Genomic DNA, 25,476 nt, shown 5'->3' on the forward strand with positions numbered 1-25,476 from the left:
CTCCCCCGCTCATCGCCACCCCACGGAGACGAAGGTGATGGGAAGGCCCTCTCATGGCACAGGTGCGGGTCCCGTTCCTACTGGGCCATGCCGAAATCGCCTCCCTCTATCGAGTAGAGCGCCAGACATCGCAGAAATGGCGGACAGAGGGCGCCCTCGCTGCACCTGACCTGATCGCGTCCGGCAACCCGTACTGGCTGCTAGCGACGGCGTTGCAGCTCGACGGTGTCGGCGACCGCCGGGTGGCGCAAGACCGGCTGACGTCCTACAAGGCCAGCATCCCCTGTGGCTACGACGTCCAGGACGAGCAGGACCTGCCTGTCGTCCTCGGCATCCAGGAGGTGGCCCGTGTCCTCGCCAGAGACGCGCAGGCGATCTCCCGATGGCGCAACCGTCGGCAGATCGCCGAGGCCGACCTGGTCCTCTCCGGCTCGCCTCTCTGGCTCCTGTCGAGCATCCTGGATGATGCACAACAGCGGCAGCGCACCATCCTCCCGTCCGAGGTCGAGCTCCTAAGCTCAGGCCACCGCGCCCCGCAGAAACCACGTGGCCGCAAGCAACGAGCGACCATCTCGCAACCGTCACTCAAAGCGCTACCCCCAGCTCGGACATTCACCAGTGCCGAACCGTCTGCTGCGACGGAGTTCCTGACAGCAGTCATGGCGGAGGGACACTCCGTAATCATCGAGCCACGGCCTTAGCTCGCCTTCCGTTCCGAATTGAGGCGGACTCCCGAAAGAACGCAGCGCCGCCCACATAGCAGTGTTCGCCGACAGCTGCGAGAGAAACACTTGATTTTTAAAATCCCTATCCATACTGTCTCTCACATGGCGAACTTGTCACGCACACCCGGAGCCCATCACGACAACACAACGGAAACCGGCCCACAGGCCGTCATCGACCGAGCCGCTCACCGGTCAGGTGGCCGCCCAATGAAGGTCGTCTCCTACGGAGGCGGTGTCCAGAGCACAGCCCTTCTCGTGCTGGCCGCCCAGGGGGAGATCAACTTCCGCACATTCCTGTTCGCCAACGTCGGCGACGATAGCGAGCATCCGGCGACCCTCGCGTACGTTCGCGACATCGCTATCCCATACGCGACACGTGTGGGAGTGGACATCCACGAGCTCAAGCGACGCCGACGCGATGGGGCCACGGAAACGCTCATGCAGCGGCTGAACCGGCCGGACACCCGGTCGATTCCCATCCCGGTCCGCATGGCCAACGGCGCACCCGGCCGCCGCAACTGCACAGCCGACTTTAAGATCAAGGTAGTCGGGCGGTGGCTACGGGAGCACGGCGCCACCGCCGACGACCCGGCGGAAGTGGCCATCGGCATATCACTCGACGAAATCCATCGCGCCAACCGCCGGCGGCGGGAAGCCCACGAGGTCATCGAATACCCCCTCCTCGACCTCGGGCTACGCCGGGACGACTGCGAGCGCGTCATAGCCGAGGCCGGCCTGCCTGTGCCGCCCAAGAGCTCCTGCTTCTTCTGCCCCTTCCGTACCATCGACGCCTGGCGCCACCAGCGTCGGCACGAGCCAGAGTTGTTCTCTCAGTCGGTCCGGCTGGAGGAGACGATCAACCGACGGCGGTCCGCACTCGGGCGGGATGCCGTGTATCTCACGCGGTACGGGGTCCCACTCGCTCAAGCCATCCCCGACAAGAACCCTGGGGAAGTGGACACCGATGAGGACGAGGGGGCATGCGACTCCGGCTGGTGCATGACCTGATACGTGTCGAGCAGGCCACGGCGGGTGGGCCCGAAAGCATCGCTTCGGGCCCACCCGCCGGTTGGCTCCAGGGTTGCCAACATTGCCACCATGGGGCACTGCAGGCGGCGGAATCAGAGCTCGGGCGGCTCGCCGGGCTGCAGGTGCAGAACGGCGAGGTACTCGCCGTAGGGCATCTCTCCATCTACCCAGCGGCTGCCGCCTGAGGGGTCGGGAATCCACATGCCGTCGAGGAGGTACTTGTCGTCGAAGTCAGCGACGCGGTCCTCCTTCACCGCTGCCGCCAGGAGCAACTGCATCGCCAGCATCAGCATCGTGCAGGCTTCCTTGACCGCGCAGACCTCGGCGTGCCCTGTAGGAAAGACCTTCCCGTCCTCGTCACTGTCCGGCTCAGGCACGGAAGCGCATCCCCGGACGGCCATCTCGTGCAGGGCAATCGCCTGAGTCACCGCTGCCGCCACCGACGTGTCGACGCCCGATGCACCGTCCGGTACGTGTGTCCGCAGATGGTCGGCGACCGCTTGAGCGTGAACAAGCCATGCACCGACGTGTTGGTGCAGCTGCTGCTCGGCGGTCTCGACAGCCAGCCCCGGCTCCACCGTGTCCGGGTACAGCAACCGGACAAATCCTTCGAGCGCCGCGCGCAGGTAGCCGAGACGGATCTGGTGCTGCTGCCACTCCTCCATCATCTCGGTCCAAACGGCGTCGAAGTCGAGGCCCGCCGAGCACATGCCGCCGTCGTCGTACGACATGTCGAATGTCACCGCCCGCAGGCCCTGGGCAAGGCGCAGCCACTTGTAGGCCGTGTCCCAGTTGTTCTGCGCCCCGGGGGCTCCATTGACGGCAGAGGCGTGCTCCACCCAGTCGGTGAGTTCACGGACGTGGTCCTCTGGCTCGGACAGCGCGAGGGTAGGCAGCGTGCGATATGAGGGCAGGCAAAGGCCCTCCGCCTGGGGAGTGGTCATGGGTGCAGCGTGGCACACGGCACTGACAATCGCTCCATGCTGAGTGCCGGTGCCATGCTCAAGTGCTGGTGGTGCGCCGTACGAGCCGGTGGCCTCGCAACTCCCGTTCACAACGTACGAGTTCGCGTTCCCAGCCTTCTTCCGTGCCGATCAGGTGCGGGCTCTCGTACAGGCCGGCGCGTACCTCGGCGTCAGTGAGCCGCCGGTACTTGGGTGCGTCGGGATCATCCTCGGCGAGGAACTCGTGTTTGCGGTGCAGCAAGGGACGGTTGGTGGAGTCCGCGTACGAAGTGAAGGAGGATTTAAGGGTTTTCAGGTCGACGGCGTACGAGGCCACGATACGCGGGTGGGGATCCGAGTCGAACCGGGGATAGTCGAGCCAGCTGACGCCACGGCCCTGGTGGCGGAGTTTGACAACAGACCACTCCCCGGGACGGCCGGCAGCGACGCTCGCGCACTGCTCGTACAAACGCAGCACGGCAGGGATCCGGTGGAGCGCCCGGCGGTGAACGTACAAGGCAGTCGCCGTGAACTTGCCAGCGATCGATCCGTTCATCGCTCGGCGGACGTAGGCATCATCTCGCAGCTTGAACAGCAGGCGATCGGCTCGCTGGCACGCCTCGGTGTATGAGGGGAAGAACGCCCGGATGTCCAGCTGTACAGGCAGGGGCAGGCTACTCATGGGGCCTCGGCCGTGGAACAGTTCGAGGGCGAGGAAGAGCAGCGTATCGAGGGCTCCACGTTCGGCGCTCCGTTCTACCTTGACAGGGTCCGCTTCCTGCTCGGCGAGGCGCTTCAGTTCGCCGGGGCGCAGGTGGCCGAGCAGTCGGATGGTGGGCTGCGGCATTTCCTCAAGTTGAGGCATCCGACCGCGCTGTTCGAGATGAGCGACGACGGAGGTGATCGCCGAGGCAGTGTCCTCAGAGGCCAGCCAGCCCCCGTCCGGGGCGACCTGACGGGCGAGGTAACTCAAGCGCGCCACATCGTCTTTGAAGGCGTAGACGATGCCCGGTGCCGCCGACACACAGCGCACGCCGGTTGCTTCTTCGATGTAATCGCGAAGCTCGCCGGCAGCGTAGAGGTGCTGGAAGGTGCGGCGCTGGGTGAGGATGCCGTCGCCGTACTCCGTGCCTTTGATCTGGTTGCGCTCCCACCTCAACCGTGCGGACACCACGAGCACGGACTCCGTGAGTTCCCAGGCGCTCAGGAGTGTGTCTCGCCGTTCGGCGGGATCCTCGATGACGTTCAGGACATACGTGAGCAGGACCACCTCAGCCGCCTTGCGGCGCCCGTCCGGGAAATGCACCGGGTCCCATCCTGTGGCATCGAGGCCAAGGTGCCGAAATGCCCGTACGTCGCCGCCACGTCCACACCCGTAATCGAGTACCCCCGTGGCTGGTTCCAGCTGAAGGTCGCCAACGGCGCGACGAGCGGGGAGCGACAGACCGACACGACCGATGGCGGTGTGATGTCTCTGACTGGTCCAGAGCTGCTGGGTCATCGGTGTTCCCTGATTCACGGATAGGCCAGCGTGCGACAGCTCCGAACCTTACGTGACACTCGCTCCAGAGATCCGGATTACAGGCAAGGCATGTGCCAAGGCTGATCGCGTACCACACAGCTCGAGGTACCGCCGTCGACCACACCACGGGCATAGCCTTGGTATCAAAGCGACGCGTCCGAGTGATAACTCCATTCAGCGTCAACAGACCACCTGCCAGAGAGAAGACAGCGCCGCAGCAGCCGTGCTGCACGGTGAAAGCGTCCATGCCACCGGGACCGACAGGCACGGGACCTGTGTCATCCCCGCATCATGACCCCCACCAGGCTCTCCGCCTCTCCCCGGCCGACTCCGCCCGGAAGGCTCCCGTCGATAGAGTGCGAAGCACTGATGGCTGCCAAGCCACCGGACTGCGGAGGACACACGGGGGACAACGCGTATGGGTTACACGATTCCCGGCTGGCTGGACGACGTTCTGGACTTCATCGGGATCAACTTCCCCAACGTGGACGAGGACGACTACCGCGAGATGGCCGAGGCCATGCGGGAGTTCGCGGACCAGTTCGAGGGCCAGGGCGGCAGCGCGCACAAGGCGATCACCCGGATCCTGTCCTCCTCCGAGGGCTGGGCCGTGGACGCGTTCGAGAAGCACTGGTACCAGGTGAAAGCCAGCCACCTGGAGAAACTCCCGGAACTCGCACGGCTGTTCGCGGACGCCTGCGACATCCTCGCGGACATCATCTATGGGATGAAGACCAAGGCCGAGATCGAACTCGGGGTGATGGCGGCCTCGGTGGGCATCTCGGCTGGGCTCGCCGTCGTGACCGGCGGTCTGTCCGCCCTGATCGGCGCGGCCGAGGTCACGGCGATGCGGCAGGTGGTCAAGCGGATCATCGACGAGGCGGTGGATCGAATCGTCGACGAGGTCACCGCCAAGCTCACCGAGCCGGTCAACGCCAAGCTGGAGGCGATGGTCGAGGACATGGTGCTCGACCTGGCCGAGGGCGCGTTCTCCATGCCGGCCGGCGGCGGCCAGGGCGGGCACGGCAAGAGCGGGATGCAGCTCGCCTCGGCCGGCGGCGAGGGCAGCGGCGGCCCCGCGCCGGTCACCAGGATCGACCACGTCGAGTTCGAGGACGGCGCGGGGAAGGTATCGCGGCACGGCAACGACCTGCACACGGCGGCGAGTTCCCCGCTAGGAAGGGCCAGGAACGCGTTCGGCCGCAGCAAAGGCCGCGACCCGTTCACCCAGGCGTTCGACAGCGTGCTGCACGGTGCGCTCAAGGGCACGGACAACGCGCTCGGCAAGATCGTCAAGCATGTCACCGAGACTGTCCCGGACCGTGTCAAAGCCACCTCCCGACTGCACAAGGGCAACGACCACGACGTCGGTGACAAGGCCAACAGCATCGACGTGGGAAAGCACGGCGACGGCAGGGGCAGCGGTGACGGACTGCCCGGCTCAGGATCCCGGCTCAAGATCGACGCGAACGCCAAGCACGATCCTGATCTGCCACAGCGGGCCAAGGACGCCCGAGCCCTGGCGAACAAGGAGACCTGCGGCGACCCGATCGACATGGCCACCGGCCAGCTGGTCATGGCACAGACCGACGTCGACCTGCCCGGCACCCTGTCGCTGACGCTGCGCCGCACCCACCTGACCGGCTACACACACGGCATCTGCTTCGGCCCGTCCTGGGCCTCCACCCTCGACGAGCGACTGGAGCACGCCCCCGAGGCCGACGGCGTGTGGTGGCGCAGGGAGGACGGCTCCAGCCTGTACTACCCGCGCACCCCAGACATCGTCGGCGACCGCGTCGACCCGGTGGCGGGCGCTCGCCTGCCGTTGACCTACCGGTCCGACGGCGCCCGGTACGTACTCGTGGTGCAGGACCAGCACTCCGGCCTGACCCGGTACTTCGAGCCCGCCGAGACCGCCGTCGGCATCTGGTGGCTGACCAGGATCGAGGACCGCAACCACAACCACATCACCTTCGAGCGCGACGCGGACGACACCCTGCTGGCAGTCTCCCACTCCGGCGGTTACCGCCTGACGCCGACCTGCGCCGAGGGCACCGGCCGGGTGACCGCCGTGCACGCCCTCACCGAGGACGGCCCGCTGCGCCTGCGCGGGTACCACTACGACGAGAACGGCGACCTGACCGAGGTGGTCAACGCCGTCGACGCGGTCACCCACTTCGCCTACGACAGCGCCCACCACATCACCGGCTGGCGCGACAGCAACGACACCGTCTTCACGTACACCTACGACGGCCGGGGCCGGGTCATCGCCACCCACGGCAGTGGCGGGTTCCTCGACTCCCGGGTCGCATACAGCGGTCCGGACACCAACGGCACCACCGCCGCCACGTACACCGACTCCCTCGGCCACGACACCGTCTACCGTGCCAACACGCACGGCCAGATCGTCGCGATCACCGATCCGCTCGGGAACACCACCACCCAGACCTGGGACGACCGCGACCACCTCCTCAGCCGCACCGACCCGCTGGGCCACACCATGGTTCACCGCTACGACGACGCGGGGCACCTCGTCGCGGTCGTACGCCCCGACGGCAGTGAGACCACCGCCGAGTACGGCGAATTCCCGCAGCCTCTCAGCGTCCGCACCCCCGACGGCAACGTCACCCGTCACACCTACGACGACCGCGGCAACCTCGCCTCCCTCACCACCCCTGCGGGCCGCACCACCCGGTTCACCCACGACGAGGCGGGCCGCCCCACCGAGGTCATCGATCCGCTCGGCAACGTCACCACCATCCGCTGCAACTCGGCAGGTCTGCCGCAGGAGATCACGGACCCGCTCGGCGCGGTCACCCGCCAGACCCACGACGCTCTCGGCCGCCCCGTCACGCGGACGGACCCCACCGGTGCGACGACTCACCTTGAGTGGACGCCCGAGAACCAGTTGGCCCGGCGCGTCCGGCCGGACGGCACCAGCGAGTCCTGGACCTACGACGGCGAAGGGAACTGCACCACCCACGTCGATCCGCTGGGCGGCGAAACCCGTTTCGAGTACACCCACTTCGACCTGCTCACCGCCCGCACGACCCCCGACGGCGTGCGTCACGAGTTCGGCCACGACACCGAGCTGCGTCTCGCCCAGGTCACCAACTCCCAAGGACTCACCTGGAGTTACACCCGCGACGCGGCGGGCCGTCCGGTAGCCGAGACCGACTTCGACGATCGCGTGCTCACCTATCGGTACGACGCCGCAGGTCGCCTCGCCGCCCGCACGAACGACCTGGGCGAGACCACCACCTTCGAGCGCGACGCGCTGGGCCAGCTCCTCCGTAAAGACGCCGCAGGCCAGGTCACCACCTGTACCTACGACGGCAACGGCCGACTCACCGAGGCCGTCAGCCCCGACGGCACCCGTCTGGCCGTGACGCGGGACCAGTACGGTCTCGTCCGCTCCGAGACCGTGGACAACCGGGAAATCACCTACAGCTACGACGAGTTGGGCCGCCGCAACGGACGCACGACCCCTACCGGCGCGACAACCACGTGGTCGTACGACGCGGCGGGCCGCCGCACCCGCCTGGTCGCCTCCGGTCGCTCCGTCGACATCGCGTACGACGCGGCGGGCCGCGAACTCACCCGCCACGTCGGCGACTTCCTCACTCTGCACAGCACTTACGACACTCGGGGCCGACTCGCCACCCAGTCCGCCGCCGGCCAGGACGGTTCCACCCTCCAGCGCCGCACCTACACGTATCGTGATGACGGGTATCTCACCCTCCTCGACGACCAGTTGAACGGCCCGCGTCACTTCGGCCTCGACGCTGTCGGCCGCGTCACCGGGGTCCACGCTGAGGACTGGACCGAGTCCTACGCCTACGACGCGGCCGGCAACCAGGCCCATGCCTCCTGGCCTGCCCCGCATCCTGGCCAGGAAGCCACCGGCGACCGTGCCTACACCGGTACCCGCATCACCCGCGCCGGCAGTGTCCGCTACGAGCACGACGCCCTCGGCCGGATCACTCTGCGTCAGAAGACCCGGCTCTCGCGCAAGCCGGAGACCTGGCGCTACGAGTGGGACGTGGAGGACCGGCTTGTCCAGGTCACCACCCCGGACGGCACCCGCTGGCGGTACACCTACGACCCGCTGGGCCGCCGCGCCGCGAAGCTCCGTCTCGGCGCCGACGGCGAAACAGTCGTCGAACGCGTCGACTTCACCTGGGACGGCACCACGCTGTGCGAGCAGACGACGCGCTCCGCCGACCTGCCGAACCCGGTCACCCTCACCTGGGACCACCAAAGGCTGAAGCCCATCGCCCAGACCGAGCGCATCACCTCGGCCGAGGCACCCCAGCAGGAGATCGACTCCCGCTTCTTCGCGATCGTCACCGACCTCGTCGGCTCGCCCCGCGAACTCGTCGACGAGCAGGGCGACATCGCCTGGCGCACCCGCACCACCCTCTGGGGTTCCACCACTTGGCACACCGGTGCCACCACCTATACCCCGCTGCGGTTCCCCGGGCAGTACAGCGACCCCGAGACCGGCCTGCACTACAACTGCTTCCGCCACTACGACCCGGAAACCGCCCGCTACCTCACCGCCGACCCCCTGGGCCTGGCGCCCGCGCCCAACCCCGCGTTGTACGTACACAATCCGCACACGTGGGCGGACCCGCTGGGACTCACGCCCTGTGACGAGGACACGATCTCGGTCTACCGCAAGCAGACCGACCATCCGCTGAGCCAGCGCATTCACATCGGTGAGAACGGTGAGGTGACCCTCACCGGCAAGGGCAAGCTCTATGTGAACATGAGCGACGACATCAGGCACACCATCGAATACCGGGGTGACGGCGGCCAGATCGTCTCCTTCGATGTCTCCAGGGAATACCGGGACTGGATCAGAGAATCCGCTCTGCCGCAGAACAAGGACGATCACCCGGACGGTGACTCCTTCACCCGGGGAGAATGGAAGGAACTACTCAAGGAGTACCCGGAGATCTCCGACCCGACCAAGGGAAGCGACCTCTACGGAATTCCGCACAAACTCTTCGACGGCCTGCGCTCCGAGATCATCCGCAACTCCGGGCGCGTCGTGCAGGACGGGTAGGCTTGCGCCATGATCCATAGCGAGGAGAGCATCGCCGCCGAACGGGACCGAGTGCGGCAACGGCCTGGGGTCGAAGCGGCTCCGCCTGTTCTGGCGGTCTTCACCGTCGATGTCGCCGAGGGCTCCGCAGAGGTGTACGTACAGCGGGTGCGTGATGTCCTTTCGGCGGCGCTCCAGCTGGCCTGTACGGCGGAGTTCGACGACGATGATCTACCGGTGGACGAATTTCCCGAGTGGTTCACGGAGATCTCCACCCGGGATGGTGAAACGTCGCACGAATTCTCCCGGAACGGCCGTGCCGCTTTCCTGGCAACGAGCGGCGGGGCCAATGCCTGGCGCCTTCAGAACTGGATCTACCGGTTCGATCCGGACGAGGAGTCCCGCGGCTGGGAATTCTGGGACGCCACCCCCGCGGGCCCGGCGCGGGTCCGTATCTGGGTGGACAGTTGGGGAGAGTCCTTCTTCGGTTCCCTGGAGCTGCGGTGGCTGCTGTACGTGGCTGGCGCCGCACACGTCGAGGGGCCGGAGGTCCACAAGGCGGGCAGGTGGGCGTCGGAGACGGGCGGCCGGTGACGGAGGCAGCGCGGATCGCGCGGAGGTCGCCGACTGCCCGAGGCGCCAACCACGGCGAGGCCCTTCAGTACACGAAGCCCTCGGATCACCAACGCTGATACGCTCCCCGCTCACAAGACATGCACAGGTCATGTGGGGCTGTTGGGGACACAGCCATCGGGGTCGAGGGGCCGGGGGGTTCCGTGCAGGGTTACAAGACCGTACGCCGTCGTACGTTCGGCCGAGGGGGCACGGCCATGGCCGCGGCCGTCGCACTGGCCGCGGGCGCACTGGCCGCCGTGCCCGCGGGGGCGGCGCCGACTGTCGGTGAGGACGGGATCGTCCTGCCCGCCGCGGACCGGTACGCCACGCGCAACCCGGTGTTCAGGGGCTTCGGCGAGACCGGTGTGCTGTCGAGCCCGGAAGGCACTGCCGGCTTGCGCTGGACCGACTACGCGACGGGCCGAACCAGGGAAGTCACCGAGTTCGCTGACACGCAGCAACCCAGCGGACTGGCTCAGTCGGACACCATGTTCACCCTGGCTACCGACGCCGAGGGGCGACGCGTCGTCCAGTTCCGTGCGATCAACTCCGGCGCGGACAAGGGCACGGTCACTGTCCCTGCCGGCCTGACATACGCCAGTACCGCGGGCGAGGGCGTCGTCGTCGCCTACCTCGGCAGCGCCGCCAAGGTGGGCGAAGTACACCTGCTCAAAGCGACGGCCGAGGGCGGCACCAGCGACACGACGCTGACCGGTTGGCCCGCCGACGCGAAGCTCCTCGCGGTGAGCGAGCGGGACGACCGCTCGCTGCTCATGCGTTACCGCGTGTCCACGGAGGACCCCAAGGTCTTTCTCGACCAGCTCGTCCTCGTCGACGTCCGCGACGGCTCCTGGGCCAAGGTACTCAGCCCCTACAAGGCGGGCCCCGGCCGAATTCCCTTCCTGAGCGAGAACTACGTCGGCTGGTGGTACCCAGGGAGCGGTGCGCGACTGCTGCGCCGCGACGCGCTCGACGGACCGGTGACCGTGGTTCCGGGCCAGGGCACCGAGGGGAAGACCGAGTTCACGGTCATCGGTGACAACGTCGTGGTGGCCACGTACGACGACAAGCCCCGCGCCGTGCTCACCAGACCCCTGACCGACGCGGGCGAGTGGCGCACGCTGCTCCCGCAGATGGACGGCTGGGTCGAGCCTGCGGCGGACGGGTCGGCCATCGTGGCGGGCGGTTCCGACAAGGCGCACTGGGGCGTGCACCGGCTCTCCGAAACGCCGGACGGACAGGTCGCCGTCCAGAATCTGATGGACCTGCCGCCGGTGCCCGCGCCCGTCGACGGGCTGTCCTTGGCTGGCGGCACCCTGGCCTGGACCGACCAGACCTCGTCCCCGGCCTACGACGTCATGTTCAACACGCGTACGGTGTCCGCCGATGTGGTCCCCCAGGTGGGGCCGGTCGGGCAGGCCGGCGGATGGGTGAAGACTTGTCAGGTTCACAGAGGCTGCGTCCGGCTGGTCGGGGCCGGTGACGGGTCCGTCGTCTACAACGACTGGGACTCCACCCAGTGGGTCCACCGCCGTACGCCCACGGGTGAGGTCCAGACGCTGACGGTGCCCGGTTTCTTCGGGGAGGTCGAAGCGGCGGAGGGGCGGTACGCGCTGCTGTCCGGCGGCGCGAACGGGAAGCAGTTCGTCGTCGACTGGACGCAGTCCAAGGTCGTGTCGACGCGCACGGCGAACGCCGCCGCCCTGTGGGACGGGCAGCTGTGGACCACGACGTCCACCGCTGGGCGCCTGTCGATGAGCCGCCTCGGGTCGACCGCCGCCGTCGATGTCAACGTCGGCTCGGCGTGCGTACCCAGCGAGTTGCAGGTCAACGGCCGCTTTGTGTACTGGGCTTGCGCCGCACAGAAGAAGGCCGGAGTGTTCGACCGCTCCCGAGGGCGATCGACGGCCGTGCCGACGGGTGACGTTCTGCTGGCGAACGGGTTCCTGGTCCGCCACGACAACACGCGCGGCAAGCTGGTGCGCACCGACGTCCGCTCCGGGCAGGCCGTCACTGGCGACCTGGCCGATCTGCCCGCCCCGTCCAACCTCTGGCCGGAGGGCACGACCTCGGACCACCGGATCCGCTGGACCCTTGATCCGTACGGGAACCAGGTGGCGTTCGTGGACGCCGGTGAGCGCATCCATATCCTCACCGCGGGTTCACTCGCGGCGCCGGTCTTGCGGGACCACGCGGGGCGGGACGGCATCGGCGACCTGCTCACCCTCAATTCCTCCGGCACGCTGGCGTTCCAGCAAGGCACGGGCCAGGGCACGTTCTCCGGGGCAGTCGGCGGCAGTGGCTGGGCGCCCGGCATCCTTCCGGTGCCCGTCGGGGACCTGAGCGGGGATCGTTGCAACGACGTCCTGGTCCGCTTGAGCAACGGCACACTGCGCCTGTACCAGCCGGGCTGCGGGACGGCGCTGAAGCCGACGACGCCGTACACGGCCCTGGGCACCGGCTGGAATCAGTACGACGTCCTCACCTCCCCCGGTGACATCACCAAGGACGGCCTCCCCGACGTGATCGCCCGCAGCGCTTCCACCGGTGCGGTGTACCTGTACAAGGGCGCGCGCGGCGGCAAGCTCGCCGTGCGCGTGAAGCTGTACGACGGCTGGAAGACGTACAAGAAGGTCGTCGGGGCCGGGGATCTGAACGGTGACGGGATCGGTGATCTCCTCGCGCAGGACAAGTCGAACAACCTGTACCGGTACTTCGGGAAGGGCAACGGCACCTTCGCTGCGCGCGTGAAGATCGCCGCCGGCTGGGGTTCTTCGTACAACGGCGTTGTCGGGGTCGGGGACGTCACCGGCGACGGCAAAGCCGACCTGATCGCGCGGGACACCGCCGGGAATCTCTTCCGGCAGGCCGGTTACGGCAACGGGGCCTTCGCCTCACGTGTGAAGATCGGCACCGGCTGGCAGGGCTACAGAGGGATTTTCTAACGTCGTGATGTGTGACGGGCTGCTTCCCCACCAGAGTTCCCTGGGAGCCATCGGGGAGCCAAGTTGCTCCCAGAGCCCCTTCCGCACCACCCGAGACCACCTGACCCCAACACCCTGACCAGGCAAAACACCGAACCGCCTGGTACCGAGCCCGCCCGAGCCTCATTCGGGACGAAGAGGTCGTGGGTTCAAATCCCGCCACCCCGACAGCTGAGTAAAAGGCCAGGGCCACCTAGGAATCCTAGGTGGCCCTGGTTCGTTATGTCATGAGTGTCACGTCACCCCGGCGCACGAGGGACAACGCGGATGGGTTACACGATTCCGGGCTGGCTGGACGACGTCCTGGACTTCATCGGGATCAACTTCCCCAACGTGGACGAGGACGACTACCGCGAAATGGCAGAGGCCATACGGGAGTTCGCGGACCATTTCGAGGGCCACGGCGGCGACGCGCACAAGGCGGTCACCCGGATCCTGTCCTCCTCCGAGGGCTGGGCCGTGGACGCGTTCGAGAAGCACTGGTACCAGGTGAAGGCCGGCCACCTGGAGAAACTCCCGGGACTCGCACGGCTGTTCGCGGACGCCTGCGACATCCTCGCGGACATCGTCTACGGGATGAAGACCAAGGCCGAGATCGAACTCGGGGTGATGGCGGCCTCGGTGGGCATCTCGGCCGGGCTCGCCGTCGTGACCGGCGGCCTGTCCGCCCTGATCGGCGCGGCCGAGGTCACGGCGATGCGGCAGGTGGTCAAGCGGATCATCGACGAGGCGGTGGACCGGATCGTCGACGAGGTCATCGCCAAGCTCACCGAGCCGGTCAACGCCAAGCTGGAGGCGATGGTCGAGGACATGGTGCTCGACCTGGCCGAGGGCGCGTTCTCCATGCCGGCCGGCGGCAGCAAGAGCGGGATGCAGCTCGCCTCGGCCGGCGGCGAGGGCAGCGGCGGCCCTGCGCCGGTCACCAGGATCGATCACGTCGAGTTCGAGGACGGTGCGGGGCGGGTATCGAGGCGCGGCAACGACCTGCATACGGCGGCGAGTTCGCCGTTGGGCAGGGCCAGGAACGCGTTCGGGCGGAGCAAAGGCCGCGACCCGTTCACCCAAGCCTTCGACAGCGTGCTGCACGGTGCGCTCAAGGGCACGGACAACGCGCTCGGCAAGATCGTCAAGCATGTCACCGAGACCGTCCCGGACCGGGTGAAGGCCACCTCCCGACTGCACAAGGGCAACGACCAGGGCGTCGGGGACAAGGCCCACAGCATCCACGTCGGAAAGCACGGCGGCGGTGACGGACTGCCCGGCTCAGGCTCCCGGCTCAAGATCGACGCGAGCGCCAAGCACGATCCTGATCTGCCGCAGCGTGCCAAGGACGCCCGAGCCCTGGCGAACAAGGAGACCTGCGGCGACCCGATCGACATGGCCACCGGCCAGCTGGTCATGGCGCAGACCGACGTCGACCTGCCCGGCACCCTGTCGCTGACCCTGCGCCGTACTCACCTGACGGGCTACTCGCACGGCATCTGCTTCGGCCCGTCCTGGGCCTCGACCCTCGACGAGCGCCTGGAGCGCGAGCCCGGCGCCGACGGCGTGTGGTGGCGCCGGGAGGACGGCTCCAGCCTGTACTACCCGCGCACCCCGGACATCGTCAGCGACCGCGTCGACCCGGTGGCGGGCGAGCGCCTGCCGTTGACGTACCGGTCCCAGGGCAGCAGGTACGTACTCGTGGTGCAGGACCAGCACTCCGGCCTGACCCGGTACTTCGAGCCCGCCGAGGCCGCCGTCGGCATCTGGTGGCTGACCAGGATCGAGGACCGCAACCACAACCACATCGCCTTCGAGCGCGACGCGGACGACACCCTGCTGGCGGTCGCCCACTCCGGCGGTTACCGTCTGACGCCGACCTGTGCCGAGGGCACCGGTCGGGTGACCGCCGTGCACGCCCTCACCGAGGACGGCCCGCTGCGCCTGCGCGGCTACCGCTACGACGAGAGCGGTGACCTGGCCGAGGTGGTCAACGCCGTCGACGCGGCCACCCGCTTCACCTACGACGGCGCCCACCGCATCACCGGCTGGCGCGACAGCAACGACACCGTCTTCACGTACACCTACGACGACCGGGGCCGGGTCACCGCGACCCGGGGCAGCGACGGATTCCTCGACTCCCGGGTCACGTACGGCGGTCCGGACACGGACGGCACCAGCACCGTCACCTACACCGACTCGCTCGGCCATGCCACCGTCCACCGCGCCAACCCGCGCGGCCAGATCGTCGCGATCACGGACCCGCTCGGCAACACCACCACCCGGACCTGGGACGACCGCGACCATCTCCTCAGCCGCACCGACCCGCTGGGCCACACCGTGGTCCACCGCTACGACGACGCGGGGCACCTCGTCGCGGTCGTACGCCCCGACGGCAGCGAGACCACCGCCGAGTACGGCGCGTTCCCGCAGCCTCTCAGCGTCCGCACCCCCGACGGCAACGTCACCCGGCACACCTACGACGACCGCGGCAACCTCGCCTCCCTCACCACTCCCGCCGGCCGCACCACCCGGTTCACCCACGACGAGGCGGGCCGTCCCACCGAGGTCATCGATCCGCTCGGCAACGTCACCACCATCCGCTGCGACGCGGCGGGCCTGCCGCAGGAGATCACGGACCCGCTCGGCGCGGTCACCCGCCAGACCCACGACGCTCTCGGCCGCCCCGTCACACGGACGGACCCCACCGGTGCGACGACTCGCCTTGAGTGGACGCCCGAGAACCAGTTGGCCCGGCGTGTCCGGCCGGACGGCACCAGCGAGTCCTGGACCTACGACGGCGAAGGGAACTGCACCACCCACGTCGATCCGCTGGGCGGCGAAACCCGTTTCGAGTACACCCACTTCGACCTGCTCACCGCCCGCACGACCCCCGACGGCGTGCGTCACGAGTTCGGCCACGACACCGAGCTGCGTCTCGCCCAGGTCACCAACTCCCAAGGACTCACCTGGAGTTACACCCGCGACGCGGCGGGCCGTCCGGTAGCCGAGACCGACTTCGACGATCGCGTGCTCACCTATCGGTACGACGCCGCAGGTCGCCTCGCCGCCCGCACGAACGACCTGGGCGAGACCACCACCTTCGAGCGCGACGCACTGGGCCGGCTCCTCCGTAAAGACGCCGCAGGCCAGGTCACCACCTATACCTACGACGGCAACGGCCGGCTCACCGAGGCCGTCAGCCCCGACGGCACCCGTCTGGCCATCGCCCGGGACCAGTACGGCCTGGTCCGCTCCGAGACCGTGGACGACCGGGAAATCGCCTACAGCTACGACGAGTTGGGGCGCCGCAACGGGCGTACGACCCCCGTCGGCGCGACGACCACGTGGCCGTACGACGCGGCGGGCCGCCGCACCCGCCTGGTCGCCTCCGGTCGCTCCGTCGACATCGCGTACGACGCGGCGGGCCGCGAACTCACCCGCCACGTCGGCGACTTCCTCACGCTGCACAGCACCTACGACACGCGGGGCCGGCTCGCCGCCCAGTCCGCCGTCGGCCGGGACGACGCCACCCTCCAGCGCCGCGCCTACACCTATCGGGGCGACGGTCATCTCACCGTCCTCGACGACCAGTTGAACGGCCCGCGCCACTTCGACCTCGACGCGGTCGGCCGCGTCACCACCGTCCACGCCGAGGGCTGGACCGAGACCTACGCCTACGACGCGGCCGGCAACCAGGCGTACGCCGCCTGGCCCGCCCCGCACCCCGGCCAGGAGGCCACCGGCGACCGTGCCTACACCGGCACCCGCATCACCCGTGCCGGAAACGTCCGCTACGAACATGACGCGCTGGGCCGGGTCACCTTGCGCCGCAAGACTCGGCTGTCGCGCAAGCCGGAGACCTGGCACTACGAGTGGGACACCGAGGACCGGCTCGTCCAGGTCATCACCCCGGACAGCACCCGCTGGCGCTACACCTACGACCCGCTGGGGCGCCGCACCGCGAAGCTCCGCCTCGGCGCCGACGGCGAAACGGTCGTCGAACGCGTCGACTTCACCTGGGACGGCATGACGCTGTGCGAACAGACGACACGCTCCGCCGACCTGCCGAACCCGGTCACCCTCACCTGGGACCACCAGGGACTGAAACCCATCGCCCAGACCGAGCGCATCAGCGCGGCCGAGGCTCCGCAGCAGGAGATCGACTCCCGCTTCTTCGCGATCGTCACCGACCTCGTCGGCTCGCCCCGCGAACTCGTCGACGAACAGGGCGACATCGCCTGGCGCACCCGCACCACCCTCTGGGGCTCGACCACCTGGAACACCGGCGCCACCACCTACACCCCGCTGCGCTTCCCCGGTCAGTACAGCGACCCCGAGACCGGCCTGCACCACAACTGCTTCCGCCACTACGACCCGGAAACCGCCCGCTACCTCACCGCCGACCCCCTGGGCCTGGCGCCCACGCCCAACCCCGCGTCGTACGTGCACAATCCGCACACATGGGCGGACCCGCTGGGACTCGCGCCCTGTGACGAGGACACGATCTCGGTCTACCGCAAGCAGACCGACCATCCGCTGAGCCAGCGCATTCACATCGGTGAGAACGGCGAGGTGACCCTCACCGGCAAGGGCAAGCTCTATGTGAACATGAGCGACGACATCCGGCACACCATCGAATACCGGGGTGACGGCGGGCAGATCATCTCCTTCGACGTCTCAAGAGAATACCGGGACTGGATCAGAGAATCGGCTCTGCCGCAGGACAAGGACGATCATCCGGACGGTCACGCCTTCACGCGGGGAGAATGGAAGGAGCTCCTCAAGGAATACCCGGAAATCTCCGATCCGACCAAGGGGGCGGACCTCTACGGAATCCCGAACAAGCTTTTTGACGGCCTGCGTGCCGAGATCGTCCGCAACTCCGGGCGTGTCGTACAGGAAGGGTAGGATCGCACCATGATCCATAGCAAGGAGAGCGTCGCCGCCGAACGGGATCGGGTACGGCGACGGCCCGACGTGGAGTCGGCTCCGCCGGTTCTGGCCGCCTACACCGTCGATGTCGCCGAAGGTTCCACGGAGGAGTACGCACAGCGAGTGCGTGATGTCCTTTCCGCAGTGCTCCAGCTGGCCTGCACGGCCGAGTTCGGCGACGACGATCTACCGGTGGACGATTTTCCGGACTGGTTCACGGAGATCTCCACTCGGGACAGTGAGAATCGGGATGGTGAGACTCCGCAGGAATTCACCCGGGAGGGGCGTGCCGCTTTCCTGACCAAGAGCGGAAAGGAGAATTCCTGGAGCCTTCAGAACTGGATCTACCGGTTCGATCCGGACGAGGAATCCCGTGGCTGGGAGTTCTGGGACGTCACCCCCGTGGGCCCGGCGCGGGTCCATGTCTGGGTGGACAGTTGGGGGGAGTCCTTTTTCGGCTCCCTGGACCTGTTGTGGCTGCTGTACACGGCCGGCGCCTCACACGTCGAAGGGCCGGAGATCCACAAGGCGGGCACGTGGGCGTCGGAAGCGGGCGGCAGGTGACGGAGGCGGCGGGAGGAGCCTTCACCGCTGATCGGCGGCTCGTCCGATAGCCTGCTCGACCGCCGCGATGCGCTCCGCGAGGTTTTCCAGCGCGGCGACGGCTCGGCCCATCGGGTCGGTTCCATCTTTCGGGGCATAGGACGCTTTTATTGCTTCCCAGCGCTTCGCTTGCTCGTCCGAAAGGGTTCCTCTCAGCTCGCCTAGTTTCAGCAGGTTCGACTCTGCGCCGCTGGTCAATGTGTGTGCCTCGGCGAGGAAGTGGTCTTCTATGGTGGCGTCTAGTTCGCTTTCGTTCATTGCGGGGCGTATGCGTTGGGTGATGCGGTTCATTGTTCGGTAGGAGCCTTGGAGGCGGAACGGGGGTTCGGTTCGGGTTGTGGGGGATTGGGCGGCGGAATTGATGTATGCGGCGTTTACCGCCAGGACCGTTTGCCTGGCCCGTAGGACGTGGCGGATCACGGAGACGATCTCGTTGGTTTCAGCGGTGGTGTAGGGGTGGTGGAGGCGGTCCTGGGTTGCTGTGGGGTCGTTCTGGGCCAGGCGGGTGAAGAGGGCCAGGTCTGTGCGGGCGCGGCCGGACAGGGGGGACAGGACGGGGTTTGAGGTGAGGGCGTTTTCCAGGAAGCTTTCGGCGAATGCTGTTTCTTTTCCGGTGAGGACGTCGCCTAGGTTCCATACGTCTGCCCGGTTCGCCAGCATGTCGGGGACGCGGAATTTTGCACCGGACTCCGTGTAGGGGTTGCCTGCCATGCAGACGGCGAATCGTTTGCCCCGTAGGTCGAAAGTTCTGGGTTCTCCGTTCTCCACTCCGTCTATGCGTCGGGTCGCGTCGCAGAGGGGGATGAATTTCTGGAGGAACTCGGGGGAGACGTGTTGGATGTCGTCCAGGTACAGGAGCGTGTTGTTTCCTGCGGCCAGCGCGAAGTTGACCTTTTCTATTTCCTGTCGGGCCGTCGCATTGGGGGCCTCTGCCGGGTCCAGCGAAGTGACGTCGTGGCCCAGTGCCGGTCCGCTGATTTTTACCAGCATCAGGCCCAGCCGGTCCGCCACGTATTCCATGAGGGTCGTTTTTCCGTATCCCGGTGGGGAGATCAGGAGGAGAAGGCCGCCGGTGTCGGTGCGTTTTGTTTCTCCGGCGGTGCCCAGTTGTCGTGCGAAGTTGTCGCCGATCAGCGGCAGGTACACCTCGTCGATCAGGCGGTTGCGGACGAAGGTCGTCATGGGACGGGCCCGGTGCTCGGACAGTCGCAGGCGGGAGCGCTCCGCCGCCACCAGTTCGCCGCGCCGCTGCTGGTAGGCGCGGAAGGCGGGTACGTCGTGCTCCTCGAACTCGGCGGTTCTGGCGAGGAATTCGTCGAGGCGGAGTGTCAACTTGCCGTCGGTGACCCGTGGATGGGGAGCCAGCAGGCCCTCGACCGTCACGGTGGGTGAGGCGTCCACCGAGTACCGCGTCAACTCCGGGCACAGTTCGGCTGCTACGGCCTCGGCCAGCTCACCTTCCGTCAGTTCCAGGCCACTTGAGGAGGCGTACGCCGACAGCCATGACTCCATGAGCTGCCGGCGCTCCGCCAGTACCGTCAAGGCCGCGAAGTCGTCGTAGACGGAACTCCCCGCGACGGAACGGAACTTGTCGAGGAGGGTTCGTGCGGGCTCACTCAGGACGAACCCCTCGGGGCCGGTGGTCAGTTCCTCGAAGAGGTACTCGGCGGCAGGGCGTGATCCGCCGAGGGCGGAGGCCAACTCGTCCAGCAGGTCAGGGAGTCCGGGTGCCGTGCCGAACATCCGGCTGACGCGGGCGAGGGAGACGGCTCGCCGGGTCCAGGTCTCGCGGGCGTCGGCGCCGATGCCGTACGTCCAGGCCAGGTGGGCGGCGGCGCGGGCGGCGGGCTCGTGGCGGAGGGTACCCACATGGTCGTACACGGGTAGTACCGCGCGCAGGATCGCGGTCGCGTCGTGGTCGTGGACGCCGCGCTCGTACCCCTCGTCGTACGACTCCAGAGCTACCTGGCGTACGAGGGCGGCGAGGTCGTCGGTCGTCGTGAGGGTGGTGGGGCCGGGGTCGCGCAGGAGCCGGGCGGCTAGGTGTTCGGCTCGGCTGACCTGCGGGGATTCGGAGGGGAGGGTGCGGTCCCAGTAGGGGCGGGCGGCGGTGAGGGCGGGGTCGGTGACGGGGGCGCGGTAGTCCGTGCCGGTGAGGGCGAAGGCCAGGCCGTCACCCTGGGGTACGAGGGTGAGGTCGAGGGGCTGGGTGGTGACGGTGAAGCGGTGGGCGCCCAGGCGCAGGGTGCGGCCGTCGTCGGCGTACAGGTCGGTGCGGTCACGCAGGGCGCGGGTCGCCTCCTGGTGGGCGGCGCGCAGGCGGCCGTCCAGCTCCTCCGCCCGTACGGAGTCGCCCAGTTGACGGAGTTCGTCGGCGGTGCGGCGGATCTTCGCGACCATCGGATCGGAGGCGAAGTGGGTGCTGACGGCGTCCGCGTCGGGGAGGGCCGCGGCGCGGCGGGCGATGGTTTCCAGGACGCGTGCGGCGGAGGTGGCGAGGTGTTCGGCGCGGCGGGCCCGGGCGTCCAGGAGGCTCTGTTTGCGAGCGGTGAAGGTGTCGGCCAACTCGGCTCGCTGGTCGTCGAGTTGGGCCAGGAAATCGTCGAACTCGGCGAAGCGGGACTCCAGGTTCTCCAACCGGACGAGGACTCCCGCGAGGTGGGTGTCGCAGGCGTCCGGCGTGTCCGCCGCCGCGAGCGCGGCGGTGACGGTCTGGCCCAACAGGGCGAATTCGGCGGCGAATTCGGCGCGGCCCTCACTGTCGCGCAGGCTGCGGCGACGGGCGTCGAGGACGGCGCGGGCGCGGTTGACGCCGCCGAGGACGTCGGCGATGCGCTCCAGCACGGCCGTCCGTACGGTCGCGTCCCCGATGTCGAGGCCCGCCACCACCTCGGTGACGGTGCGCAGCCCCTCCCCCAGGGCCTCGATGCGGTCGGCGACGGGGCCCGCCTCCGCGACGGTCGTGATGGCGCCCGCGTCGGCCGACAGCCTTCCCATGTCGGTCTGTTGGGCGTCGAAGGCGTCCGGCCGGGCCAGGTGCTCGACGGCCCGCCGCCCGAACCGGTCGAGGTCGGCGCCGGCCTCCTCGGACAACGCGTCGATGCGGGGCAGGTCGGCGTACCGCAGCTCCTTCAGCGTCAGCAAGTGGCCTTGTGCGTGCCGGAGTTCGGTCAGGCCGTCCACCCAGGCGGCGGCCGTGCGCGGGGCCTCGCCGCGCAACCGCCGTACAACGGAGGCGAGTTGTCCGGCGGCCTCGTCGAGGGCGTCGGCGGCCTGGCGGGTGAGGGCGCGGACGGTGCGGAACTCGGCGAGGACCTGTTCGGCGGTGGCCCGGACGTCCGCCAACCGGGCGCCGAGGCCGCCGAGTTCGTCGTCGGCGAGCCAGTGGTGGACGTCAACTGCCCTTGCGCAGGCGGCGACCAGGGCCTCGTGCCCCTCGACCGTCGCGGTGGTCTCCCCCACCGACCGCGCGATCGAGAGGCAGTCGGCGATCCCCCGCACCAGGTCGGCGTTCCCCACCCGGCCCAGCGCCCCGCCCCCTCCCCCGGCCTGTGCGTGCAGGTCGGAGACGTACGGCGACGCCCAGCGCCGCACGGTGTGCACGTGCCCCGGCTCCTCGCCGGCCCGCAGCACCAGCAACTCCCCGTCGTCCCACCGCGCCCACCCCTGGCAGGGCAGCGGCGCGGCGAACTCCTTGCGGATGGTGTTGTACGACAGCAGCAGCGCCCGGCCGTCGCCGGCGAAGGCGTAGAGGACGTCCTCCCCGTACGGCGAGCGCACCTCGCGCTCGAACTCCAGCCCCCCGGCGTCGAGTTCGAAGGTCTTGTGCGCGCCGGAGGCCAGGCAGTGGCCGCCGGGGAAGACGATGCCCTGGTCGTCGGGGAGGCGGCGGCAGGCCTGCCCGATGCCGTCGAGCCGGACGACGGTCCGGGTCAGGGTGTTGACGACGAGGTACCGGTGGCCGGGTTCGCGGTAGGGGCGGACCCGGACGAGGACCAGGGGGCCTACGCGGGCGTGCGCGATGTCGGCGTCAGCGAGGGACTGGAGGGCTTCGGTGACGGGCTCGGTGTGGAGGACGTCACCCGCGTCACCCTGGTCGCTTCTGCCGCCCCGCTCTCCCCTCGCGTCCGCGTCACCCCCGTCGGCCGCAAGAGTGAGAACGCCCTCCGACGTCGAGACCCGCAGCCCCTCCGGAAGCCGCGCGTAGCGCCCCTGGACGTGGTCCTCCCGTACTACCTCCGTCCAGCGGAAGTCGTACCTCTCAGGTCGTACGAGGTCCCGGTCGCCCCGCGCGTCGAGGAACTCCGGCCGCCCGCCCGGCGTGATGGACCACCGCAGGACGCGGATGTCGTCGGTCTTCTCGCCGGTCCGGAAGACGGCCAGCAGCCGGTCGTCTGTGAGGTGGAGGCGCAGGAGCCGGGCCTGCCGGTAGTAGCGGTGGAGGTCGGTGAACTCCCGTACGAAGTCGGGGGAGTCGAGGAGCCCGGGCAGGGCGTCGGCCGGGACGCGGTTCAACTCGCGGTCGTGCAGGGCGAGTACGTCGGAGACCCGGCGTCCGGCGCGGCTGTCGCCGTCGGCGCCGGTGTCGTACCCGTCATACCCGCCATACCCGCCATACCCGAAGAGGAGGAAGCCGCCGATGCCCACAATGTCCCGGGGCAGGACGGGGTGTTCGGTGCGCAGGGCTTCCGTGCCGGTGAGGGTGAGGCCGGTGGCGCCGAACTCCGCGACCCGGCGGGCGTTCAACTCCTCGGTGTGCCGGGCGAGTTCGGTGGCCTGGGCGGCGAGTCGGTCGCGGAGGAGTTCGTAGGTGCCGGGGTCGACACCGTCGTACGCCTGTGAACTCAACTGCTCCCCCAGGGGTGTTGTCTTCGGTGGGTCGTCAGGGTGGGCGGGACGCCGGAACTGCTGCCCCCCGCGCGGCAGCTACGGCGTCCCGCCGAGGGTCAGGGCCTGGTGGTGCCGTTGAGTTCGGCGTGGCCCGACTCGGGTGCGGTGTCGAGGAGTTGGCGCAGCTGGGACAGGTCGGCGCCGGACTTCATCAGCTTCGTCAGGAGCGCGGAGATGGTGAGGTTCTGGACGTCGGAGGTGGTGATCGAGCCCAGCACTCCGGTGAGGTCGTCGGTGAACGAGGCGCTGCCGTCGAGCCAGGGCTTCGTCAACGCCTGGGCGGTGTCGGAGTGTTGGAGGAATCCGTCGACGCCCTTGCCGAGTGCGATGGAGCCGACGAGGCGGTCGAGGAAGATCGAGTCGCCGCCGACGATGTCGATGTCCGCGTTCTCCAGGCCGGTCGCGAGGACGGTGGCCTGCGCCTCGGCGATCTGCCGCTGCACGTCGAGCCCGGCGAGGCGGATCTCCTTCTCCGCCGCCAGCCGCAGGCGGTACTCCTCGTGGGTGCGGGACGCCTCGTCGAGGGCGGCCATCGCGGCGGCCTTGTCGGTGAGTCCGGCGGCCTCCGCCTTGAGTTTCTCGCCGATGGCCCTGGCGTCGGCGAGGGCCTGTGCCTCGGCGCCCTCGGCGCGGGCGAGGGCGGTGGCGCGGGTGCCCTCGGCCTCGGCGCGCAGCCTCGCCGCCGTCGCTTCGGCCTCGGCGCGGCCGGCCTTCTCGATGACCTCGGCCTCCTTGTCGCGCACCTGCACGGCGGCGAGTCCTTCGGCGGCGGCCTCGGCCTGGATGCCCTCCGCGAGGCGCAGCTTGGCGCGCGCGTCGAGGTCGGCGCTCTTCAACCGGGCCTCGGCGAGGGTGAGTTCCTCGGCGGCGCGGTGAACTGCCGCCACCTCGGCGGCTTCCGCGGCCTTGATGTCCTTGACGAGCTTCTCCTGGGCCTCCGCCTCGGCGGCGATGACGACGGCCTGGCGCTCGCGCTCGGCCTCCTCGACGACCCTCAACTTCTTGATGGACTCTTCCTGTTCGGCGACCGTCCGGTCCACGGCGACGCGTTCGCGCACGACCTCGGCGATGTCCCGGCGCTCCGCCTCGACCTCCTTGTCGGCGGCGATCCGCGTCAGCTGGGTCTCCCGCTCGCGCGCGATGACCTCCAACAGCCGGTCCTTCTCGATGCGTTCGTTCTCGACGGCGATGACGCGCTCGCGGTTCTTCGCGGCGACGGCGACCTCGCGGGCCTGGTTCTCGCGCTGGACGCCGAGTTGTTCCTCGGTGCGCAGGAACGCGCCCTGGGAGCGCAGGCGTTCCTCCTCGACGACCCGCGCGGTCTCGGCCTCCTCGCGGGCCCGGCTGGTCTCGATCTCGCGGCGCTGCTTGATCTCCGCGTCGGCCTGGCGGCGTTCGAGTTCGAGGATCGCCTCGCGCGCGTCGACGTTCTGGCGCGTGATCTCCTTCTCCTCGGTGCGCTGGGCCTCGTTGGTGCGGACGTGCTCGACGGCGGTGAGTTCGGTGATCTTCCGAATGCCTTGCGCGTCAAGGACGTTGGCGGGGTCGAGCTGGGTGAGCGGCGTCTGCTCCAGGTAGTCGATCGCCGCGTCCTCCAGGTGGTAGCCGTTGAGGTCGACGCCGATGACCTCGATGATCCGGTACCGCAGCTCCTCGCGCTTGGTGTAGAGATCGGTGAAGTCCAGTTGTTTCCCAACGGTCTTGAGCGCCTCGGAGAACTTCGCGTGGAAGAGTTCCTGGAGGGTTCGCTGGTCGCTGGCGCGGACCGTGCCGACCGCCTGGGCGACCCTGATGACGTCCTCGACCGTCTTGTTGACCTTGACGAAGAACGAGATGCGGATGTCGGCGCGGATGTTGTCCTTGCAGATCAGCCCCTCCTTGCCCGCGCGGGTGATCTCGATCGCCTTCACCGAGATGTCCATCGTCTCGGCCTTGTGCAGGACCGGCAGCACGATCTGCCCCGTGAACGTCACGTCCACCCTGCGCGTTCTGGACACGATCAGCGCCTTGCCCTGCTCGACCTTGCGGAAGAGCCGGGAGACCAGGAGGAGCGCGAGCAGCAGCAGGATCAGGCCGACGGCTGCCAGCACGACGACGACATCCATGGAGTACGTCCTTCGGCCGTTGGGTTGGTGCCGTCATCGTGCCCGTGGCCTGGGGCTTCGCGCATTGCCGGTTCTCGGCAGTGTTTTCGGGG

At 68.6% G+C, this 25,476-nt stretch carries 11 protein-coding genes; 7 read left to right on the plus strand and 4 right to left on the minus strand.

Annotation, left to right across the window (positions count from 1 at the left end):
* Positions 1-53 precede the first annotated feature (53 nt).
* Together J8M50_RS00300 and J8M50_RS00305 are read left to right on the plus strand one after the other, a co-directional pair.
* Positions 54-701, plus strand: coding sequence for a hypothetical protein (locus J8M50_RS00300; RefSeq protein WP_010350890.1), 648 nt, complete (start codon positions 54-56; stop codon positions 699-701).
* Between the two features lie 231 nt (positions 702-932).
* Positions 933-1,733, plus strand: a complete 801-nt coding sequence (locus tag J8M50_RS00305) for an adenine nucleotide alpha hydrolase family protein (protein WP_010350889.1) — start codon at positions 933-935, stop codon at positions 1,731-1,733.
* A 113-nt stretch (positions 1,734-1,846) separates the two neighbouring features.
* Here J8M50_RS00305 and J8M50_RS00310 read toward each other — a convergent pair whose 3' ends face one another.
* Together J8M50_RS00310 and J8M50_RS00315 are read right to left on the minus strand one after the other, a co-directional pair.
* Positions 1,847-2,698 (minus strand): hypothetical protein, encoded by an 852-nt coding sequence (locus J8M50_RS00310; protein ID WP_010350887.1) that lies wholly within the window; start codon positions 2,696-2,698, stop codon positions 1,847-1,849.
* 58 nt (positions 2,699-2,756) lie between these two features.
* Positions 2,757-4,199, minus strand: a complete 1,443-nt coding sequence (locus tag J8M50_RS00315) for a DNA phosphorothioation-associated putative methyltransferase (protein WP_029183444.1) — start codon at positions 4,197-4,199, stop codon at positions 2,757-2,759.
* Between the two features lie 439 nt (positions 4,200-4,638).
* Here J8M50_RS00315 and J8M50_RS00320 point away from each other — a divergent pair, with 439 nt between their 5' ends.
* From J8M50_RS00320 to J8M50_RS00340, 5 genes are all read left to right on the plus strand, one after another.
* A complete protein-coding gene (locus J8M50_RS00320) occupies positions 4,639-9,291 on the plus strand; it encodes an RHS repeat-associated core domain-containing protein (protein WP_223786130.1) in 4,653 nt (1,550 codons plus the stop codon).
* A 9-nt stretch (positions 9,292-9,300) separates the two neighbouring features.
* Positions 9,301-9,864, plus strand: coding sequence for a hypothetical protein (locus J8M50_RS00325; RefSeq protein ID WP_010350882.1), 564 nt, complete (start codon positions 9,301-9,303; stop codon positions 9,862-9,864).
* Positions 9,865-10,100: 236 nt separating this feature from the next.
* Entirely contained in the window at positions 10,101-12,830 is a 2,730-nt protein-coding gene (locus tag J8M50_RS00330) for an FG-GAP repeat domain-containing protein (protein ID WP_010350881.1), read from the plus strand.
* 306 nt (positions 12,831-13,136) lie between these two features.
* The gene (locus tag J8M50_RS00335; RefSeq protein WP_010350880.1) at positions 13,137-17,762 is read left to right on the plus strand and encodes an RHS repeat-associated core domain-containing protein; all 4,626 of its coding nucleotides are present in this window, start codon (positions 13,137-13,139) and stop codon (positions 17,760-17,762) included.
* A gap of 9 nt (positions 17,763-17,771) precedes the next feature.
* A complete protein-coding gene (locus tag J8M50_RS00340) occupies positions 17,772-18,350 on the plus strand; it encodes a hypothetical protein (RefSeq protein WP_010350879.1) in 579 nt (192 codons plus the stop codon).
* A 21-nt stretch (positions 18,351-18,371) separates the two neighbouring features.
* Here the strand turns inward: J8M50_RS00340 and J8M50_RS00345 are convergent, their stop codons facing one another.
* Positions 18,372-23,237: a DNA repair ATPase gene (locus J8M50_RS00345; RefSeq protein ID WP_010350878.1), complete on the minus strand. Its 4,866-nt coding sequence runs from the start codon at positions 23,235-23,237 to the stop codon at positions 18,372-18,374.
* 98 nt (positions 23,238-23,335) lie between these two features.
* Positions 23,336-25,384 carry a hypothetical protein gene (locus tag J8M50_RS00350; protein WP_010350877.1) on the minus strand — a complete coding sequence of 683 codons (2,049 nt, stop codon included), beginning with the start codon at positions 25,382-25,384 and terminating at the stop codon, positions 23,336-23,338.
* Positions 25,385-25,476: the final 92 nt, after the last annotated feature.

The sequence above is a fragment of the Streptomyces acidiscabies genome (genome assembly GCF_020010905.1).
Taxonomy (GTDB): domain Bacteria; phylum Actinomycetota; class Actinomycetes; order Streptomycetales; family Streptomycetaceae; genus Streptomyces; species Streptomyces acidiscabies.

Bases quoted from the DNA above. Each gene is read 5' to 3' on its own strand.
- J8M50_RS00325 (WP_010350882.1), top strand. From the start codon at position 9,301: ATGATCCATAGCGAGGAGAGCATCGCCGCCGAACGGGACCGAGTGCGG.
- J8M50_RS00300 (WP_010350890.1), top strand. From the start codon at position 54: ATGGCACAGGTGCGGGTCCCGTTCCTACTGGGCCATGCCGAAATCGCC.
- J8M50_RS00310 (WP_010350887.1), bottom strand. From the start codon at position 2,698: ATGACCACTCCCCAGGCGGAGGGCCTTTGCCTGCCCTCATATCGCACG.
- J8M50_RS00330 (WP_010350881.1), top strand. From the start codon at position 10,101: ATGGCCGCGGCCGTCGCACTGGCCGCGGGCGCACTGGCCGCCGTGCCC.
- J8M50_RS00315 (WP_029183444.1), bottom strand. From the start codon at position 4,199: ATGACCCAGCAGCTCTGGACCAGTCAGAGACATCACACCGCCATCGGT.
- J8M50_RS00335 (WP_010350880.1), top strand. From the start codon at position 13,137: ATGGGTTACACGATTCCGGGCTGGCTGGACGACGTCCTGGACTTCATC.
- J8M50_RS00305 (WP_010350889.1), top strand. From the start codon at position 933: ATGAAGGTCGTCTCCTACGGAGGCGGTGTCCAGAGCACAGCCCTTCTC.
- J8M50_RS00350 (WP_010350877.1), bottom strand. From the start codon at position 25,384: ATGGATGTCGTCGTCGTGCTGGCAGCCGTCGGCCTGATCCTGCTGCTG.
- J8M50_RS00340 (WP_010350879.1), top strand. From the start codon at position 17,772: ATGATCCATAGCAAGGAGAGCGTCGCCGCCGAACGGGATCGGGTACGG.
- J8M50_RS00320 (WP_223786130.1), top strand. From the start codon at position 4,639: ATGGGTTACACGATTCCCGGCTGGCTGGACGACGTTCTGGACTTCATC.